Here is an 18728-nt window from a genome sequence, read left to right as displayed (position 1 = left end):
GCTTTTTTTCGAAGCAGCGCCCGGCGCGCCTTTCATCCGGCCGACACATGCCTGCGCTACGCTGACGCGCGATGAAGAGGGGGGAGAAGCCGAGCCGTGTTCGATCAGCTGAAGGCGTTCCACGCGACCGTCCGGCAGGGCAGCATCACGCGCGCCGCGCGCCACCTGGGCGTCAGCCAGCCGACCATCGCCGCGCAGATCCGGCAGGTCGAGCAGTTGTACGGCGTCGAGCTGTTCTATCGCAGCGGCCGCAGGCTCGAAGTCACTGAAACCGGTATCGAGCTCCTGCCGCTCGTCGAGAAGATGATCTCGCTCGAGGCGCAGGTCGACATCATGCTGCGCAACGTCGGCGGCCTGTTCGAAGGACACCTGCGGATCGGTGCGACCGGGCCGTACTACATCATGGACGCGGTCGGCCGCTTCTCGCATGCGCATCCGTCGATCGCACTCACGTGCCGGATCGGCAATTCCGAGGAAATCCTGCAGGCGCTGCAGGAATTCCGCATCGACCTCGCCGTGTCGTCGCAGCGCAATGACGCGGACGGCCTCGAACGCAAGGTGATCTCCACCGATCCGCTCGTGCTCGTCGTGCATCGCGACCATCCGCTCGCGCGCTTCGACGCGATCGACGCCGCGCAGCTCGCGGACGTGCGGCTGCTGATTCGCGAGGAAGGGTCGGTCACGCGCCGCTGCACGGAGACGATCCTCGCGGCGGCCGGGGTCGCGCCCACGTCGGTCGCCGAAATCGGCAGCCGCGAAGCGATCCGCGAGGCGATCCTGCATGGCGTGGGCGGCAGCCTGTTTCCGCGCGGCGAGGCCGAGCGTCATCCGGACCTGCGCGTCGTCGCGCTGCGCGGTGTCGACACGACGATCGACGAATACGTGTACTACCTGAAGGCGCGCCGCCAGAGCCCCGCGATCGACGCGTTCCTCGCGTGCATCCTGCCGGTGCGGACCGCGACGCACGAGCCAACGCACGCGACGCGGCCGGTGAACGCGCGCTGAGCCGCCGCGCGTTCACCGGGTTCGCGCATTTCCGTGCACATTCCTGGTCATGTCCGGCGCTGGTCCCGCGCCTTCCCTCGTTGTTTTCCTCGTGCCTTCCCTCTTGCTTCCCGCCGTGTGTTACTTCGGCAGCGCCGGAATCATCCACGTGAACACGTGCTGCTGCAGGAACACGAGCACGCCGAGCAGCAGCGTGAGAATCACGCTGTGCCAGAACGTGCGCGCGAACACGACGCCTTCCTGTCCCTTCAGGTCGGTCGTCGACACGCCCGTGGCGATGTTCTGCGGCGAGATCATCTTGCCCATCACGCCGCCCGACGAGTTGGTCGCGGCCATCAGTACCGGATCGAAGCCGAGCTGCCGCGCCGCGACCACCTGCAGGTTGCCGAACAGCGCATTGCCGGACGTGTCGCTGCCGGACAGGAACACCGCGATCCAGCCGAGCGACGCCGACACGAGCGGAAACAGCGCGCCGGTCGACGCGACGCCGGTGCCGAGCGTGTAGCTGATGCCCGAGTAGTTCAGCAAATACGCCAGCCCGACGATCATCATCACCGTGATGATCGCGATCCACGTCTGCCGCCAGGTCTTGACCACGCATTCGAAGAACGCGCCGACGCCGGTGCGCGTCAGCACGGCCGTGATGATCGCCGAGAGCAGGATCGCGGTGCCCGTGCCGAGCGGCTGGAAGTCCCAGATCGCCGCATACGGCTTGTGATACAGCGACACGAACACCGTGTTGTGCAGGCCCGGCCACTTGATCTTCACGTCGCCGATCGCCGCGACGTTCGCATGCACCCAGACTATCACGACCACCGACACGACGATCCACGGCAGCCAGCCGCCGAAGCCCGCGCGCGCGGCGCCGGCCGCGGCAGGTGCGCTGCGTGCGAGCGCGTATTGCGGATCGGGCTGCGGCTTCCACACCTGCAGGAAGCCGATCGTGACGATCAGCGACGTGAGCGACGACAGCACGTCGGTGAGCTGGTAGCCGAGGAAGTTCGACGTGACGAACTGCGCGATCGCGAAGCTGCCGCCCGACACGAGCAGCGCGGGCCACAGCTTCGAGATCGAGCGCAGGCCGCCGTATGCGCCGACCACGTAGAACGGCAGCAGCAGCGCGAAGAACGGCAGTTGCCGGCCGACCATCGCGCCGAGCGTCGCGGGCGGCAGCGACGTGACCGCGCCGAGCACGGTGATCGGCACGCCGAGCGCGCCGAACGCGACCGGTGCCGTATTGAACAGCAGCGTGTAGGTGAGCGCTTCGAGCGCGGGGAAGCCGAGCGCGATCAGGAGCGCGCTGGTGATCGCGACCGGCGTGCCGAACCCGGAGATCCCTTCGAGCAAACAGCCGAACGAGAACGCGACGACGAGCAGCACGAGGCGGCGGTCGTCGGGCAGGTTGTCGAGCATCCACTGCCGGAACTGGTCGAAGCGGCCCGACTTCACCGCGATGTTGTAGAGCAGCAGGGCGTTGAACACGATCCACATCACCGGCACGACCGCGAGCGCCATGCCGGCGCCGACCGCGTCGAACGCGAGGCCGGCCGGCATGCCCCAAGCACCGATCGCGACCGCGAGGCCCGCGACGAGGCCGGCGAGCGACGCCTGCCACGCTGGCCGGCGCAGCACGCCGAGCGCGATCAGCGCGACTGCGATCGGGATCACGGCGACGAGGAAAGACAGGAACAGCGAGTTGGCGACGGGCGTCAACGGCTGCGCGAACAGGATGCCGGGCGGCAGGGCTGCGGTGGGATTCATCGTGTCTCCGTTGTCGACCGGAGTTGGCGCTTTAGCGCTTACTCCGGTCCCATGCTTCGCGGTCGACCGGAGTTGACGCTTCAGCACTTACCCCGGTCCCATGCTTCGCGGTCGACCGAGGCTTGCGCATCAGCGCCTGCGCACACCTCGATCCCGTTCAAACGTCTGTTCCACGGCCGCAACGATCATCCGACGCTTGCGCACGCAACCATGCCGCAGCGCCGACCGATCGGTCGCTTAAAAGAGGTTAGGAGGCGCATCGCGCTTCCACAAGGAGGGCAAGCCCGATGCGCGCGGTGCCGATACACGGCATCCGCCGCAGGTTGAACGGCGGCTGGCGACCCGCTGACGCGCGCGCCAGCAATCCGCCGGCGCAATGTTGCTCAACCGGAAAAGGTGACTGACGAGACGCGGGGTGTTTCGTCTGGCATCCGAAGCCTAGACTCGCTGCATCGATTCCGCCCGCGCCGACGAGGGCGCGGCTCCGGAACGCACACGGAGCAAACACGATGAAAACCATGAAACTTGCGGCGTACGCGTTGGTGCTGATCGGCTCGGCCGTCGCCGCCCAGGCGCAGGCTGAGTCGACGCTGACGCGCGCGCAAGTTCGCCAGGAACTCGCGGAACTGCAGGCCGCCGGCTATCGGCCGAGCCTCGCCAGCGGCCCCGACTTTCCGCAAAACATGCAGGCGGTCATGCAGCGCGCCGCGCAGGCGCGCGGCGATGCGGCCGGCCACGGCAGCGACGGCCACGCGAATGTGGAATCAGGGAAGCCGGCGCTGCCGCGCGTGGCCGATCGCGACACATACGCGCATCACTGACGCGGCTGAAACCCGGCCGGGCGCGTGACCGCACCACCATCCGGCCCGCGGCCGGCCTGCCCGCCGCGCGACGCGCAGCGGGCGGTGGCCGTCAAACGCTGAAGCGGTTCAGCGTATACGCACGATAGGCCGCGACGAACGCATCGAACGATCCGGCCTCCTTCGCTTCCAGTTCGGCCTGCTCGGCCAGCGACTTCGCCGCGAGCGCCTGCTCGGTGCGCATCGTCTCCGCCGACGGCGGGTTCGCGCGGAAATGCGCGGCGTGCGCTTCGCTGTGCGCGAGCGCGAACGCGAGGAACGACTGACCGTTCTCGCGCATCGTGCGCAGCACGCGCGCCGACGGCGTGCGCTCCGGATCGGCGAGCTTCTCGCGCTGCGCGGCAATCGCGCGCGCATGCTCGTCGCCGCCGCGGATCTCGTCCAGACGGCGCCCGACGGTCTCGATATCGGCCATCAGGTCGTCCGCCCACGCCTGCAGCGTGACCGGCTCACCGTCGCGCACCAGCGTGAGCCCCGGCTTGCGCCCTTCCATCGTCACGCTGCCAAAGTTCGCATTCGCTTCCTTGTACGCGTCGCAGTCGAGCGCAGGGCTGTCGTCGAGCGCGCACGCAAGCAGGAACGCGTCGATGAAGCGTGCGGTTTCCAGCGCGATGCCGGTCGGCTCGAACGGATCGATGTCGAGGCAGCGCACTTCGATGTATTGCACGCCGCGCGACGCGAGCGCATGCAGCGGACGCTCGCCCGAATACGTGATGCGCTTCGGCCGGATCGTCGAGTAGAACTCGTTCTCGATCTGCAGCACGTTCGTGTTGATCTGGATCCACTCGCCGTCGCGATGCGTGCCGATCGCCTCGTACGGCGGATACGGCTCGCTCACGGCCTTCGACAGCGCATCGAGATAGCCAGGCAGCGTGTTGTAGTCGACGTGCAGCGCGGCCTGCGCGGTCGTGTTCGAGTAACCGAGGTCGCTCATCCGCAGGCTCGTCGCGTACGGCCGGTACAGCGTATCGGCATCGAACGTGTCGAGCTTGTGCGGCTTGCCGCGCAGGAATTTCGTGTCGAGCGCGGGCGATGCGCCGAACAGGTACATCAAGAGCCAGCTGCGGCGGCGGAAGTTGCGGATCTGCGCGAGATAGCGCTCCGACTGGTAGTCGACGAGCGTGGCCGTCGAGCCCTCTTCCGCATGCAGGCGCCGCCACACTTCCTCGTGCAGCGAGTAGTTGTAGTGGATGCCGGCGATGCACTGCATCGTGCGGCCGTAGCGATACGCGAGGCCGCGGCGGTACACCGTCTTCAGGCGGCCGATGTTCGACGTGCCGTAGTCGGCGATCGGAATTTCATCGTCGGCCGGCAGCAGGCCCGGCATCGAGTTGTTCCACAGCATCTCGTCGCCGAGCGACGCATACACGTAGCGGTGCAGATCGTCGAGACGTTCGAGCGTGATCGACGCGTCGCCTTCCGCCGGCGTGATCAGTTCGATCAGCGCTTCGGAATAGTCGGTCGTCAATGACGGATGCGTAAGTGCTGAACCGAGCGCGCGCGGATGCGGCGTGAACGCGATCATCCCGTCGCGCGTCACGCGCAGGCTTTCCTTTTCGATGCCGCGCAGGCCGTCGGGCAGATGCTGCCGCGTCGGGCCCGAGCTCAGCGCTTCGAGACGATTCAGCAGCAGTTCGGACTGGCGGTGAGTCATGGTGTTCGACATGGAGACGCAAGTGCGTGACGGCCGCGCGCGAAACGCCGCGCGCGGCCGGCTGGATTATTGGTCGCTTCGTTGGTAGCGGGCACTTTAACATCTCGCCGTAACACGCGCTTGAGGTGGCGCCGGGCGGTGCGCACCGGCCGCGGCGGGCCGTCGGGCGGGCCGATGACAACGAACGCCGCACGCATAGCCGACCGTCGGCGATACCGGCGGACGCAGCAATCACGCGACATTCATCGGAGGGAACGTCAGCGACGAACACGGCCGCGCCGTCAGGTGCAACCCGTTCAGCCGAAGCCGCGATGCGTCGTCGTCACCGCCGGGCCAAACGTACGCGCCGGGGCGTCAGACACCGGAGCGGGTTGATCACCGTCAAACGTCGCAACCGTGAGGATCACCGACCGATCGCTGCCGGGGCGATGCCCCTTGCGGGTTGCGTCGCGGCCCTGCCCGGTCGCACCCGCCGGCCTGCGGCCGGGACCGTCATCCGCCGCGCGCGCCGCCGGCCCGGTCCGCCACGTCGTTCCACAAATGAAGCGCCGCATACGCGCGCCACGGCCGCCAGCCTTCGGTCCGGCTTTTCTGGCTCGCGAGCCGGTCGAGCGACGGATCGCGCGCCGCGATCGACTGCATCAGCACCAGATCGGACGCCGGCCACGCGTCCGGGTCGCGCCACGCGCGCATCGCGATGTATTCGACGGTCCACGGGCCGATGCCGGGCAGGTCGAGCCACGCGCGACGCAGCGTCGCGAGATCGGCCTGCGCGGGGTCGAGCGGCACGTGGCCAGCCGCCACCGCGCGCGCCATGCCCGTCAGCGCCGCGGCCCGCTTGCCCGGCATCCCGATCTTCTCCAGATCGCATGCGGCGAGCGCGTCCGGCGTCGGAAAACGCCAAGCGGGGGCGCCGTCCGGCGCCGCCATGCCGTCGTCGTGCACGACGCGCTCGCCGGCCCGCTGGACGAGCCGGCCGACGATCGTCGTCGCCGCCTTCACGCTCACCTGCTGGCCGACGATCGCGCGCACCGCGAGCTCGAATCCCGACCAGGCGCCCGGCACGCGCAGCCCCGGCGCGGCCTCGACGAGCGGCGCGAACCACGGGTCGCGCGCGAGTCCGCCGCCGATCGCGGCCGGGTCGGCGGCGAGGTCGAACATCGATGCGACGCGCTGCGCGAATGCATCGTCGACATGCCGCGCAGCCGCCCCTTCGAGCGTCGCGATCAGGCAATGCCGGCGCGGATGCTTCGTGACGACGAGCCTGCCCGCGTCGCCGTTCAGATCGACGATCCGGCGATACATGCCGTCGACGACCTGTTCGACACCCGGAATCGCCCGTCCGCTGAAGAAGCGCAGTACGCGCTCCCAGTCGTACGGCGCCTTGAAGCGCAGCGCCATCTGCGCAGACGGCGGCACGTGGCCGCCGTTCGCGATCGATATCGTGGTTTTGTCGATGCTCAAACTGCGTTGCCCTCCGCAACGGCTTCGGTTTCATCGTCGCGCACATGGCGCGCCTCGGACGCGAGCAGCGTCGCCTTGCGGCGCACGCCCCAACGATATCCGGCGAGCGCGCCGCCCTTCTGCACGACACGGTGGCACGGGATCGCGAGCGCGACCGGGTTCGACGCGCAGGCCGATGCGACGGCCCGCACCGCGCGGGGCGAGCCCAGCGCCTCCGCAATCTCCGAATAGCTGCGCGTTTCCCCGTACGGGATGTGCGTCAACGCTTCCCACACGCGCTGCTGGAACGCGGTCGGCGCGATGTCGAGCGGCAGGTCGAACGCGTGCCGCGTGCCGTCCAGATACGCGCGAATCTGCGCGACGAACGGCGCAAGCCGCGACGGCGATTCGACCAGCTCGGCACGCGCGAACGCGTCCTTCAGTTCGCCGACGAGCGACGCCGGTTCGTCGCCGAACGCGATCCGGCAGATGCCCTGTTCGGTCGCGGCGACGAGCACCGTGCCGAGCGGCGTCGACGCGGTCGCATAATCGATTCTCGAGCCGGCGCCCTGACGACGGAACGCGGACGGCGCCATCCCCAGCTCGCGCGGCACCGATGCGTAGAGCCGCGACGGCGAATTGAACCCCGCGTCGACGGCCGCCTGCGTGACCGGCTGCCCGCTTTGCAGCGCCTCGCGCAAGGCGGCGCCGCGCTGCGCGGCCTGATACTGCCGCGGCGACACGCCGACCACGCGCTTGAACAGCCGCTGCAGGTGGAACGGGCTCACGTGCACGGCGTCGCTCAGCTGCTGCAGCGTGAGCCGCTCCGGATGCGCATCGAGCACCGCGCACGCGCGGTTGACGATCTCGAGCTCGCGCGGCAACCCTTCCGGCTGGCAGCGCTTGCATGGGCGGAAGCCGGCCGCGCGCGCGGCGGCCGGATCGGCAAAGAAGGACACGTGCTCGCGCCGCGGCAGCCGCGACGCGCAGCTCGGGCGGCAGAACACGCCGGTCGTGCGCACGGCATAGAAGAACGCGCCGTCCGCATGCGGATCGCGCGCGGTCACGGCGCCCCAGCGGGCATCGTCGGTCGAATAGGCGGCTGTCATCTGAACCTCGCACTCTCCAGTGTAGATGGTGCCTACTCTAGACATCGGCATGGGCCGTCGCGCCCTGAATCTTGCTCTGTGATTCGCGCCGGTGAAACCGGGGACACAATCGGGGGCACATCGAACCCGTTCAATCGGACGAAAAGCCGCGCAAGCGCTGCGTCCACGCCGCCTTCATCATCATCGCGTCACCATTTTGCTGCAATGCGGATGCGACAAATCGCCGTCCTCACCATTTTTTACACTCGGAATATTGCAACGCACCATCGCCGTGTGTATAGTTGGAACTGTCTCCTCCATGTCTCCTCCTGATATGGATTAAGCCCGTTCCGCTCTGCGTGAACGGGCTTTTTTTCGTCCGTCGATCGTGCCGCGTTCCGGCATTCGTCGCCGGCGCGATCTACACTCGGTGCACGCCATCCGCGAAGGAGTGCCCGCTCATGAAACCGACCATCCGCGCGATCGATCACGTCGTGCTGCGCGTGACCGACATGGCTGCGATGACACGCTTTTACTGCGATGCCGTCGGCTGCCACGTGGAGAAGGAACAACCCGACCTGGGCCTTGTACAGTTGCGCGCCGGCGACGCGCTGATCGACCTGCTGTCGGTTGGCGGCCCGATCGACCGTCCCGACAGCGGCCCGCCCGGCACCGGCCGCAATCTCGACCATCTGTGCCTGCGCGTCGAGCCATTCGACCCCGATGCACTGATCGCGCATTTCGCCGCGCATGGCGCGCGCCCTGGCGCCCCCGCCGAACGCTACGGTGCAGGCGGCTACGGGCCGTCGATCTATCTGTTCGATCCCGAAGGGAACATGCTCGAATTCAAGGGGCCGCCCGCGGCGCTCGGCTGAGCGCCGGCCGTCACGCGTCGGCGCGCGCCTTCAGGACCGTCCATTCGACCGCGACGGGATCGTGATCGGCGCTCGAGATCCAGGCGGCGCCGTCCTGGACCGTGCACTGCAGGCGCATCGTACGCTCGGCGAGACGCCCGAGCGCGGCCGCGACGCCGTCGGCCAACGACAGCACCTGGACGTTGCGCAGTCGCTCCACCTTGCTGCGCACGCCCTGCCACCAGATGTCCGAGGTCTTGCCGCCATACGCGATCACCGTGACCTGCCCGGCGCGGCCGGCCGCCTTCGAGATGCGCCGTTCGTCGGGCTGGCCAGCCTCGATCCACACGTCGATCGCGCCCGTCAGATCCTTCTGCCACAGATCGGGTTCGTCGACGTCCGACAGCCCCTTGCAGAACTCGAGACGCTCGTGCGCGAACAGCGCGAACGCGACGATGCGCACCATCATCCGGTCGTCGGTTTCCGACGGGTGACGGGCGACCGTCAATGCGTGATCGGCGTAGTAGTGCCGATCCATGTCGGCAATTTGCAGCTCGGCTTTGTAGATCGTGGATTTCAGCGCCATGCGGATAGGGCCCGGGCGGGCATTCGGTTCGGTCGGGCCGTGATGATACCGAATGCGCGCCGCCCGGCGCGTGACGGGCGCTCCACAGCACGACGGCCCGGCATCGGCCGGGCCGCGTTCGTGCCGCGCCGCCGGCGGTTGCGGCCGGCGCGCGGGTGCGAGAGGTGCGCGTGCGGGTTACTGCTTGACGAAGCGCGAATCGGTCCAGAGACCCTGCTGGTCGCTGTTGTCGGCGCTGACGAACTGGACGTCGCCCTGATCGACCGACACCACGCGGAAGCGCTGGCCTTCCGGCACCGACAGGCAACGGTAGTCGTCGAAGTACTGCTGCTTCGCCTGCGACTTGCCGTCACGCTCGTGACTCAGTACGGAGTCCAGATTGTCTTTCGACAGACAGCCCCATGCATTCTTCGTCAGCTGGATTTCCTGCTTCGGCTGGACAGCCGCATCGCCGCCCGCCTGGGCGATCGAAACCACGGAAAATGCGCCGACAAGGGCGAAAAGGACACCGGTACGCTTCATCATGTTCTGTCTCCAGGCTTGCGGGCACCAGGCTCGGTTAGCTATGTGTTTAAAGGTGATCGTGAACCCGCGTTTGTCAATTTAGAAGACTGGCAAGCGATAGCAAGCACATTTGTTGTGCGACCGCAATAGCGGCGAATTGTCGCACCATGCGCACCTCCGATTTTTTGCTTGCCGCGCACACGCGGCGGCGGCGGCCATCGGGCGAATTCGCCCGCGCCGCCGGGCGCAAAGCATTGCCCTGCAAGACCGTCAGCGAAATTGCGACACGCCGGTTGAACGGTTTGGATAATTCATTTCAATATCGAGACCATTTTGATGCGTTGCACACAAAGTCATCCGAAACGATATGAATTTACCGCAGTGCGGAACCGGATTTACCTGATACAAGAAAAATGCCAGGTATAAGCGCACGCGTATTTACCCGTATTTTCCCGAATGCGCCGTGCGCCCGCAGCGCGTGGCCGCAGGGCGTCTTCACCCATGTTTTACCCGGCATTATTCAGACCGATTGCGGCTGCTCGAAATAATCGCGCTGGAAGATGCACATGCGATAAGCGTTGTGATACGCGCCGTTTCCGAAAAATTCCTCCTTCAATTCCGCCTCGTGCTGGAATCCGCATTTCTCGTACACGTGGATTGCCGCCGCATTCGACGTATCGACGATCAGGTACAGCTTGCGCATGTTCAGCACCTTGAACGCATATTCGATCGCGAGGCGCGTCGCCTGGCCTGCATAGCCGCGCCCCTGGCATTGGGGCGCGATGATGATCTGGAACTCGCCGCGACGGTGAATGTAGTCGAGCTCGATCAGCTCGACGAGGCCGACCAGTTCGTCCTGCGGATTGACCGCGACGAAGCGGCGCTCGCGCTGGTCGTGCACGTGGCGGTCATACAGTTGCGACAGCTCGGAGAATGTTTCGTACGGCTCCTCGAACCAGTAGCGCATGATCTTCGCGTCGTTGTTCAGCTCGTGAACGAAGCGCAGGTCCTGACGCTCCAGCGGCCGCAGTGCAAGCGTGTGCTTGTCGTTCTGGAGTTGCATGGTCGTGTCCTTTTTGATGCCCGCGTGCGCGCGCAGCGTCCGTGCCGCGGCACTGCGAACGAGGCGCGTTTCGCGCTGTAAGAAGTTGAACGCGGGCGAAGTTCAGAGCCTAGAATGGGAGCAAGGGTTCCTGCCACCGCAAGGAGGCTATCGTGATCGAGCAAGTCATACTCGGCATCTTCCTCGTGTTGCCACTCGTGATCGTGGCTGCGCTGTTCTCCGACGAACTGTGGCAGGAACATCGGCGCCAGCACCCGCGCGACGAAAACGCCCCCCATATCGACTGGAAACATCCGTGGCGCCGCGCGCGGCGCGGGCACTGAGTCGATCGCCATCCCCGCAGGCACGCCGTTCGCGCCGGTCGCCCCGAGCCGAACGGTGCCCTTTCCGCTGCGAACCGATTCCCGCTCAACCAGCGAGACGCCGACGTGAACGATAAACCCGCCCTCCCTCCGCACGATATCCCCGGCGAAGCGATCGATCTGCAGATCGCCGACGTGCTCGCCGCCGTCCGCTACCCGGCGAACAAGGATGCGATCGTCGACGCCGCACGCGACGCCGGCGCGAGCAACGAAGTGCTGTCGATGCTCGACGGCCTGCCCGAACAGGACTATGCGGACGTCGATGCCGTCACGCGCTGGGTCGCCGGCAACTTCGGCCCTGGCCTTGGGATTTGAGCGCGCGCGAATAACGCGATAGGATCGGGCCGCACCGGTCGCATCGCGGCCGGATGCATGCCGCCCGGCGCCAAGACCGGGCGTGACCGCACGAGCGCCCGGGGGAATCCATGGAAGGCATTCTGATCCAGCACACGACGCGTCGTCAGCTCTGGTTCGGCGCACTGACGGCGCTCGTCATCGTGCTCGCGCTCGGGATCGCCGTGCCTCACGCGAACGTCGCGCTGCCGGCCGTCGAGCCGTTCATGCCGATGTGCGCGCTGACCGTGTTCACCACCGCGAGCATCGCCGCCTTCTTCCTCGGCGCGCAGTTCACCATCACCCGCCAGCCCGTGCTCGGTGCGCTCGGCGGCGCCTATGCGTTCACCGCACTCGCCGTCGCGCTGCAACTGCTCACCTTTCCCGGCGTGTTCGCGCCGCACGGCTTGCTCGGCGCGCGCCCGCAAAGCGCCGCGTGGATGTGGGTCTTCTGGCATGCCGGCTTTCCGTGCTTCGTGATGGCCGCGCTACTCGCGCGCGAGCGGCTCACGCGTGCGCCGATCGGCGCGGCGCAGACGCGCCTGTGGACGTTCGCGCTGGTCGGCGGCCCCGCCATCGCGGCCGCGCTGCTGTGCGTGCTCGCGCTGAACGTGGCACTGCCGCCCGCGTTCCATCCGCCGGCCGACGCGGCCGCGCTGCCCGTCAACGGGATCGCGCTGGTCGTATGGATCCTCAATGCGCTCGCGCTCGTCGCCGTGCTGGCCGCCGGCCGGCTGCGCACGACGCTCGACCTGTGGCTCGCGATCGCGGTGCTCGCCTGCCTCACCGACACGACCCTGAACCTGCTGACCACGAATCGCTTCACGGTCGGCTGGTATCTCGCGCGCGTGTTCAGCATGTTCACGCCCGGCGTACTGGTGTGCGTGCTCGCATGGGAAGTGACGAAGCTGTATCAGCAGCTGTTCGAAGCACATGCGACGCTGGTTCTTTCGTCCGCGCGCGACGGGCTGACCGGCGCGTTCAACCGCAGCCACTTCAACGATCACTTCCACACGTTGTTCCTGCAGGCGCGGCGGCAAAGCGAGCCGTTGTCGCTGCTGATGATCGACGTCGATCACTTCAAGGCCTACAACGACGCGTTCGGTCACGTGAAGGGCGATGCCTGCCTGATCGCCGTCGCGAATGCGCTCACCGGTGTGGTGCGGCGTCCCGCGGATTTCGTCGCGCGCTACGGCGGCGAGGAGTTTGCGATCGTGCTGCCGAATACCGGTGCGCGCGGTGCCCGGATCGTTGCCGAGGAAGCGCGCGAAGCGGTGCTGCGGCTCGATCTCGCGATGCCGTCGTCGCCGGCGGGGCGCGTGAGCGTCAGCGTCGGTTGCGCGACGGTGTCGGCCGAGGATCTGACAACGCCCGATGCATTGATCGAAGCTGCCGATGCCGCGCTGTACCACGCGAAGGATGCCGGGCGAAACCGCGTCGTCGTGGCGTGAAAAGGTCTGCGGATTGGCGATTTGTTACGGTCATTGTGACCGGAATAATCCGCCGTTACGGATTGCGGCACCGGGAAACGATCGCTTACAGCCGCTATTGATCGCGCTCGCTATGCTGGATTCATGTCGAATCCGAGCAGGTGAACGCGATGAAAAAAACCCTTTTGCTGATTGCCGGCGTGGCCGTGTTGTTGAGCGGCTGTATCGTGGTGCCTGACGGCGGCGGGTATTACGGTGATGGCGGGTATTACCATCATCATCGGCATTGGGATTGATGCGTTCCGCCCCGGCCGCCGCGATGATGACGCGATGACGCCGTCCGGATCGGATCAGCCGATTGATCCGGACTGCGGGGAGCGGCAGTTGCGTCTTTCCTCATGAACCGCGGGAAAGTCTTCGCAAGACTTCGGCGCGTATTCCTGAATTCTGACTACATCACATCTGGCCTCGAACTCGAAGCCGATCTCGGCAAGCTTTCCCGACATCACCGTTGAATGGTCCGCCGCTCGATGCGTGGCACGGCGTCCGCCATCGGCAAGGCGCTCACCTCCAAACGGGACCGATGCGCCAAAGGGAAACAGCGGGACGTGAAGTGCCCGCTCACTTCCCGATACAAAACCTGCTGAAAATCACCCCCAGCAGATCATCCGAAGTGAACTCACCGGTAATCGCATTGAGCTGCTCCTGCGCGAGCCGCAGTTCCTCGGCAAACAGATCGAGCGATTGCGCCCGCTGCTCCGCATGCTCGGCCGCCTGCGTGAGATGCGCCTGCGCAGCCCGCAGCGCAATCAAATGCCGTTCGCGCGCCAGATAAACACCTTCGGCCCCGGCCTGCCACCCCGCGATTCGCAGTAGCTCCGCGCGCAGCATGTCGATCCCGTCACCGCGCTTCGCCGACAGATGCACCTCCGTCAGGTCGCCTTCGGCCGCCGGATGCTCGACGCACGCCGGCACGCCGGTCAGATCCGTCTTGTTCAGCACCCGCACCACCGGCACGCCAACCGGGAACCGCGCCGCGATCGCCTCGTCGTCCGCCGTCATCCCCGTGCGCGAATCGAGCAGGTGCAGCACGACGTCCGCGCGCTCGATCTCGCTCCATGTCCTCGCGATCCCGATCCGCTCGACTTCGTCCTCCGTCTCGCGCAACCCGGCCGTATCGATGATGTGCAGCGGAATCCCTTCGACCTGGATCGTCTGCGCGACCTTGTCGCGGGTCGTGCCCGCGATCGGCGTGACGATCGCCAACTCCGCGCCGGCCAGCGCATTCAGCAGCGACGACTTGCCGACGTTCGGCTGCCCCGCGAGCACGACCGACAGCCCCTCGCGCAGCAGCGCGCCCTGCCGCGCATCGCCGAGCACGTGCGCCAGTTGCTCGCGGATCTTCGCGAGCTTGCCGCGCGCATCGGCCGCTTCCAGGAAGTCGATTTCCTCTTCCGGGAAATCGAGCGTCGCCTCGACCAGCATCCGCAGCGTGATCACATCCTCGACGAGCGCGTGGATCTGCCGCGAGAACGCGCCGTCGAGCGAGCGCCCGGCCGAACGCGCCGCCGCTTCGGTACTCGCCTCGATCAGGTCGGCGACCGCCTCGGCCTGCGCCAGGTCCAGCTTGTCGTTCAGAAACGCACGCCGCGTGAACTCGCCCGGTTCCGCGAGCCGCAGCCCGAAGCCGCGCCCCGCATCCAGGCAGCGCTGCAGCAGCAGCTGCATCACGATTGGCCCGCCATGACCCTGCAGTTCCAGCACGTGCTCGCCGGTGTACGAATGCGGCGCGGTGAAATACAGCGCGATCCCGCGGTCGAGCGGCGCGCCGTGCTCGTCGAGAAACGGAACGTAGCTCGCATGGCGCGGTGCAAGCCGCTGCCCGCACAACGCGTCGATCAGCGGCAGCGCGGCCGCCTCGCCGCCGCGCCCGAACGAAACGCGGACGACGCCGATGCCACCCCGGCCGGCAGCAGTGGCAATGGCGACGATCGGATCGGAATCGGTAGCAAGCATGGGAATCGGATGAATCGGGTGAACAGAGGGTCAATGATGCGCCCGCGCAACGGTTTGGGCATCGGGACGCCGGCATTGTAGCGTGCCGGCCCGCACGCCACCGGACGCCGCGTCGGTTTCGGAATCGCCCGAATTTATCCCGACGGAGCTAAGGCGAGTATCGATTCCACGCCGACACGTACTGTCCATTTCGGACGAGTATGCCTGCCGGATTGACCGGACTCCCAATTCCTGGATACGCTCCGCGGCAAGTTGGGATTCGTCCAAATGAGCTATGTTTAGCCTGCGCGGTTGTCTGAAAGGCGTCGGTGGAATTGCACAATCACCCCATGCCGACACCCGAAGAAAAATCAGCGTTTTCGGAACGCCTGAAATTCGCCTTGAGGCGCAGCCCGGAGAAGGTCACCGGCGCGACCGAACTCGCGAACCGGTTCAATCTGCGTCACCATGGTGCGCAGCCGGTTTCACCGCAGACCGCGCACAAATGGCTGACCGGTCGGACGATTCCGACGCCGGACAAACTCGAAACGCTCGCCGACTGGTTGCGCGTCGAACTGCATTGGCTGCATTACGGCCCATCGCCGAGCGCGACCGAACATCTGACGCCGCAACCGCTGCCGCGCGACGAGCGCTATCCGCCAACGCCCGAGACGATCGAACTCGCGTCGAAGATCGAGGCGCTGCCGCCGCACCAACGTTACCTCGTTCAGGAACTGATCGAGCAGTTCTACGGCAGCGACGCGAAAATCGAAGCGAAGAAGGCCTGAACGGCAGGCAGCGCTGGACCTCCGCACACGCCGCCGCGCCGCCATCCGCCGGAAACAAAAAAGCCGCATGGATGAAACCATGCGGCTCTTTCACGCGCATCGCGGGCGGCTGGCCGCCCACGTGTGCGACATGCGTCAGGCCTTCTTGCCGCCGCCGAGCTTGCGCGTGATGTAGTACTGCTGCGCGATCGACAGCACGTTGTTCACGACGTAGTACAGCACCAGACCGGCCGGGAAGAAGAAGAACATCACCGAGAACGCGATCGGCATGAACTTCATCATCTTCGCCTGGACCGGGTCCGGCGGCGTCGGGTTCAGGCTCGTCTGCACGAACATCGAGACGGCCATCAGCACCGGCAGGATGAAGAACGGATCGCGCTGCGACAGGTCGTGAATCCACAGAATCCACGGCGCACCGCGCATTTCGACCGAGGCGAGCAGCACCCAGTAGAGCGAGATGAACACCGGGATCTGGATCACGACCGGCAGGCAGCCGCCGAACGGATTGACCTTCTCGGTCTTGTACAGCTCCATCAGCGCGGCATTCATCTTCTGCGGATCGCTCTTGAAGCGTTCGCGCAGCGCCTGCATGCGCGGCGTGATTTCCTTCATGCGCGCCATCGACTTGTAGCTCGCGGCCGACAGCGGGAAGAACACGGCCTTGATCAGGACCGTCAGCAGCACGATCGCCCAGCCCCAGTTGCCGACGAAGCCGTGGATCTTCTCGAGCAGCCAGAACAGCGGCTTCGCGATGATCGTTACCCAGCCGTAGTCCTTCACGAGCTCCAGGCCCGGCGCGATGCCTTCGAGCATGCGCTCTTCTTCCGGACCGGCGAACAGGCGTGCCTGCACGTCGGCCGACTGGCCCGGCGCGATCGCGGCCACCGGCTGCTTCACGCCCACGCGGTACAGCGTCGGATCGATCTTTTCAGCGTAGATGTCGCGCTTCACGCCCTGCTGCGGAATCCAGGCCGACGCGAAGTAGTGCTGCACCATCGCGACCCAGCCGTTGTCGGCGGAGTTCACGAAGTCGGCCTTGTTCTTGTCGAGGTCGCTGAAGTTGATCTTCTGGAAGTGCTTCGAATCCGTGTAGACCGCCGGCCCGAGGAACGTGTGCGAGAACATCGGCGTTTCGACGGCCGTGTTGTCGCGCACCAGTTCCATGTAGACCGTCGGCGTGACCGGTGCCGTGCCGACGTTGTCGATCTTGGTATCGACGCCGATCACGTAGCTGCCGCGCGTGAACGTGTAGGTCTTCACGACCTTCACGCCGCCCTTCACCGGCGATTCGAACGACAGCTTCAGCGTGTTCTGGTCGCCCGTCAGCGACGTCGGGCCCGCATTGACCTGCGTGTAGACGTCGTTGTGGTTCGGGAAGTCGCCGCCGAGCAGGCCCGTACGTGCGAGGTACGTGTGGCCGGCCGTGTGGTCGAACAGCGTGATGTACAGGTCGGGCTGCTTGCCGTCGCCCTGCTTCTTCAGCGTCAGCTTCGCGAGCGTGCCGCCGCGCGTGTCGATTTCGCCGTCGTACACGTCGGTCGAGAACTTCACGAGCTGCGCCTGCGCGGCCGGCGCCGTCGTCGACGGTGCGGCGCCGGCCGCGGCGGCCGGTGCGTCACCTGCGGTCGTCGTCGCGCCCGTGCCCGAAGCGCCGCCTGCCGCGGCCGCGGGGGCCGTCTGCGTGGCGCTCGGGAAGAACATCGACGGGCGTCCATGGTCGCGCTGCCAGTTGTCGTACAGCATGACAGCTGACATGAAGAAGATCACCCATAGGACGGTGCGTTTGATATCCATGCGTTGTCTCAGAGTCGATGGGACCGCGCGTCGGCTTCGCCGCGAGCGCGAGTGTCGGAGTTGGGCGGCGGGACGAGGTCGATGCCGCCCGCGGAAAACGGATGGCATCGGCACACGCGCCTGACGGCGAGATACGTGCCGCGCGCGGCGCCATGATACTGGATTGCCTCGCGCGCGTAATCCGAACAGGAAGGATAAAAACGGCAACGGTTGCCGAGCATCGGGCTCACGGCAACCTTGTAGAAGCGCAGCAAGGCGATCAATACCGTTTCCATACCTTGGGCGGCGCCATTCGACGCCGCGTCAAAACCGGCCGGGCGGGCGCGAACGCCGCACCGCGAACGGATGCGTCACTCGGACGCGGGCTTCGACGCACGGCGCGCGATCTCCCGAACCGCCCTGTCGAGCAGCTCGCGGATTTCGGCCGCGCACATCGCCGCGAGCGGGGCGGAAGCCGCGCTCGGCAGCGCTTTCTTGTCGAAGCGCGTGTGCTGCCGCAGCAGCAGGTCGTAACCGGCGAATTCGGCGCGGCGCAGGCGAAACGCGTCGCGCGCCAGCCGCTTCACGAGATTACGCGTGACTGCACGCGGCGCATACTTCTTGCCGATGACGAGCCCCAGGCGGGCAGGCTGGCCGGTCGGCTTGCCGTAAATCACGAAGTGCGCGGAACGCCGCCAGGGGCGCAAACGAAAAACGGATGAAAATTCATCCGTTTTCAGAAGTCGCGCAGCTTTCGGGAAGGCGGCTTTCGTCTGCGACGGATTCGCACCCGGCTCGACGGCACCTTCCGCAGGACTGCGGACGGCGGACACAGCGCGCAACCTGCCTTAGATGGCGAGGCGCTTGCGGCCCTTCGCGCGGCGAGCGTTGATGACCTTGCGGCCACCTGCCGTCTTCATGCGGACACGGAAGCCATGGGTGCGCTTGCGGCGCGTCACGGACGGTTGGTAAGTACGTTTCATGATGTTCTCACTTGTTCGAGAATGTCGAAATTCAGGGGACCGCGTGCCCTTAACCGGAGGCATTCGGGCGAACGCAATCGCCGGGAATACAGGATTGGTTTTCGCGGAACCCGCTATTTAAACCGTTTTTCTCTTGACGGTCAATACTTTAGGAGTCGCTCGCCTGTGCCGGCCCGCGCCGATCCGGCCCCGCGACCCACAACCGCAGCCTGTGGATAAGTCCCGCTGTGGCCGCGTTTGGCGTTA

At 66.4% G+C, this 18728-nt stretch carries 21 protein-coding genes; 9 read left to right on the top strand and 12 right to left on the bottom strand.

Annotated features, from left to right (window positions below; all coding sequences use genetic code 11):
* The first annotated feature begins 96 nt into the window (after nucleotides 1-96).
* The gene (locus tag WS75_RS02100) at nucleotides 97-1005 is read left to right on the top strand and encodes a LysR family transcriptional regulator (RefSeq protein WP_059678948.1); all 909 of its coding nucleotides are present in this window, start codon (nucleotides 97-99) and stop codon (nucleotides 1003-1005) included.
* 120 nt (nucleotides 1006-1125) lie between these two features.
* Here WS75_RS02100 and WS75_RS02095 read toward each other — a convergent pair whose 3' ends face one another.
* Complete coding sequence (locus WS75_RS02095; RefSeq protein WP_059678947.1) at nucleotides 1126-2766, bottom strand: L-lactate permease; 1641 nt, start codon at nucleotides 2764-2766, stop codon at nucleotides 1126-1128.
* Between the two features lie 509 nt (nucleotides 2767-3275).
* Between WS75_RS02095 and WS75_RS02090 the strand changes: the two genes are divergently transcribed.
* Nucleotides 3276-3587, top strand: a complete 312-nt coding sequence (locus tag WS75_RS02090; RefSeq protein WP_059678946.1) for a DUF4148 domain-containing protein — start codon at nucleotides 3276-3278, stop codon at nucleotides 3585-3587.
* Nucleotides 3588-3678: 91 nt separating this feature from the next.
* On the opposite strand, the gene gshA is transcribed toward WS75_RS02090, so the two are convergent.
* The 3 genes from gshA to ada all read right to left on the bottom strand — a co-directional run bounded on the left by gshA (nucleotide 3679) and on the right by ada (nucleotide 7832).
* Nucleotides 3679-5292: a glutamate--cysteine ligase gene (gshA, locus tag WS75_RS02085; RefSeq protein WP_059678945.1), complete on the bottom strand. Its 1614-nt coding sequence runs from the start codon at nucleotides 5290-5292 to the stop codon at nucleotides 3679-3681.
* Between the two features lie 480 nt (nucleotides 5293-5772).
* Nucleotides 5773-6744 (bottom strand): DNA-3-methyladenine glycosylase family protein, encoded by a 972-nt coding sequence (locus WS75_RS02080; protein ID WP_059678944.1) that lies wholly within the window; start codon nucleotides 6742-6744, stop codon nucleotides 5773-5775.
* Nucleotides 6741-7832 carry a bifunctional DNA-binding transcriptional regulator/O6-methylguanine-DNA methyltransferase Ada gene (ada, locus tag WS75_RS02075; protein ID WP_059678943.1) on the bottom strand — a complete coding sequence of 364 codons (1092 nt, stop codon included), beginning with the start codon at nucleotides 7830-7832 and terminating at the stop codon, nucleotides 6741-6743. The genes WS75_RS02080 and ada overlap by 4 nt, the downstream gene beginning before the upstream one ends.
* Nucleotides 7833-8272: 440 nt before the next feature.
* Here ada and WS75_RS02070 point away from each other — a divergent pair, with 440 nt between their 5' ends.
* Nucleotides 8273-8686, top strand: coding sequence for a VOC family protein (locus WS75_RS02070; protein WP_059678942.1), 414 nt, complete (start codon nucleotides 8273-8275; stop codon nucleotides 8684-8686).
* A 10-nt stretch (nucleotides 8687-8696) separates the two neighbouring features.
* Here WS75_RS02070 and WS75_RS02065 read toward each other — a convergent pair whose 3' ends face one another.
* Nucleotides 8697-9251, bottom strand: a complete 555-nt coding sequence (locus WS75_RS02065) for a YaeQ family protein (RefSeq protein WP_006498691.1) — start codon at nucleotides 9249-9251, stop codon at nucleotides 8697-8699.
* Between the two features lie 177 nt (nucleotides 9252-9428).
* Entirely contained in the window at nucleotides 9429-9776 is a 348-nt protein-coding gene (gene sap1 / locus WS75_RS02060) for a surface attachment protein Sap1 (RefSeq protein WP_044848669.1), read from the bottom strand.
* Nucleotides 9777-9922: 146 nt separating this feature from the next.
* On the opposite strand from sap1, the gene WS75_RS33255 reads away from it, so the two are divergent.
* Nucleotides 9923-10126: a hypothetical protein gene (locus tag WS75_RS33255; protein ID WP_156429693.1), complete on the top strand. Its 204-nt coding sequence runs from the start codon at nucleotides 9923-9925 to the stop codon at nucleotides 10124-10126.
* 149 nt (nucleotides 10127-10275) lie between these two features.
* Here the strand turns inward: WS75_RS33255 and speG are convergent, their stop codons facing one another.
* Nucleotides 10276-10818, bottom strand: coding sequence for a spermidine N1-acetyltransferase (gene speG / locus WS75_RS02055; protein ID WP_059678941.1), 543 nt, complete (start codon nucleotides 10816-10818; stop codon nucleotides 10276-10278).
* Between the two features lie 152 nt (nucleotides 10819-10970).
* On the opposite strand from speG, the gene WS75_RS34005 reads away from it, so the two are divergent.
* The 4 genes from WS75_RS34005 to WS75_RS34380 all read left to right on the top strand — a co-directional run bounded on the left by WS75_RS34005 (nucleotide 10971) and on the right by WS75_RS34380 (nucleotide 13239).
* Nucleotides 10971-11141, top strand: a complete 171-nt coding sequence (locus WS75_RS34005; protein WP_162840546.1) for a hypothetical protein — start codon at nucleotides 10971-10973, stop codon at nucleotides 11139-11141.
* Between the two features lie 105 nt (nucleotides 11142-11246).
* On the top strand, nucleotides 11247-11495 hold the full coding sequence (locus WS75_RS02050) for a DUF2795 domain-containing protein (protein ID WP_006756942.1): 249 nt from the start codon (nucleotides 11247-11249) through the stop codon (nucleotides 11493-11495).
* 110 nt (nucleotides 11496-11605) lie between these two features.
* Complete coding sequence (locus WS75_RS02045) at nucleotides 11606-12964, top strand: GGDEF domain-containing protein (protein ID WP_059678940.1); 1359 nt, start codon at nucleotides 11606-11608, stop codon at nucleotides 12962-12964.
* Between the two features lie 149 nt (nucleotides 12965-13113).
* Nucleotides 13114-13239 (top strand): hypothetical protein, encoded by a 126-nt coding sequence (locus tag WS75_RS34380; RefSeq protein ID WP_256980637.1) that lies wholly within the window; start codon nucleotides 13114-13116, stop codon nucleotides 13237-13239.
* A gap of 325 nt (nucleotides 13240-13564) precedes the next feature.
* Here WS75_RS34380 and mnmE read toward each other — a convergent pair whose 3' ends face one another.
* Nucleotides 13565-14959, bottom strand: coding sequence for a tRNA uridine-5-carboxymethylaminomethyl(34) synthesis GTPase MnmE (gene mnmE, locus WS75_RS02040; protein WP_059678939.1), 1395 nt, complete (start codon nucleotides 14957-14959; stop codon nucleotides 13565-13567).
* Between the two features lie 329 nt (nucleotides 14960-15288).
* Here mnmE and WS75_RS02035 point away from each other — a divergent pair, with 329 nt between their 5' ends.
* Entirely contained in the window at nucleotides 15289-15726 is a 438-nt protein-coding gene (locus WS75_RS02035) for a helix-turn-helix domain-containing protein (protein ID WP_059678938.1), read from the top strand.
* A 135-nt stretch (nucleotides 15727-15861) separates the two neighbouring features.
* On the opposite strand, the gene yidC is transcribed toward WS75_RS02035, so the two are convergent.
* The 4 genes from yidC to rpmH all read right to left on the bottom strand — a co-directional run bounded on the left by yidC (nucleotide 15862) and on the right by rpmH (nucleotide 18482).
* The gene (gene yidC / locus WS75_RS02030) at nucleotides 15862-17520 is read right to left on the bottom strand and encodes a membrane protein insertase YidC (protein WP_059678937.1); all 1659 of its coding nucleotides are present in this window, start codon (nucleotides 17518-17520) and stop codon (nucleotides 15862-15864) included.
* An 8-nt stretch (nucleotides 17521-17528) separates the two neighbouring features.
* Nucleotides 17529-17795 (bottom strand): membrane protein insertion efficiency factor YidD, encoded by a 267-nt coding sequence (yidD, locus tag WS75_RS02025; protein ID WP_006750110.1) that lies wholly within the window; start codon nucleotides 17793-17795, stop codon nucleotides 17529-17531.
* 75 nt (nucleotides 17796-17870) lie between these two features.
* On the bottom strand, nucleotides 17871-18332 hold the full coding sequence (gene rnpA, locus WS75_RS02020) for a ribonuclease P protein component (protein ID WP_031401531.1): 462 nt from the start codon (nucleotides 18330-18332) through the stop codon (nucleotides 17871-17873).
* A gap of 15 nt (nucleotides 18333-18347) precedes the next feature.
* A complete protein-coding gene (rpmH, locus tag WS75_RS02015; protein ID WP_004198824.1) occupies nucleotides 18348-18482 on the bottom strand; it encodes a 50S ribosomal protein L34 in 135 nt (44 codons plus the stop codon).
* Between the last annotated feature and the right edge of the window lie 246 nt (nucleotides 18483-18728).

Source organism: Burkholderia sp. FL-7-2-10-S1-D7 (assembly GCF_001524185.1).
GTDB lineage: Bacteria > Pseudomonadota > Gammaproteobacteria > Burkholderiales > Burkholderiaceae > Burkholderia > Burkholderia diffusa.
This window is presented reverse-complemented; position numbering and strand designations above follow the sequence as displayed.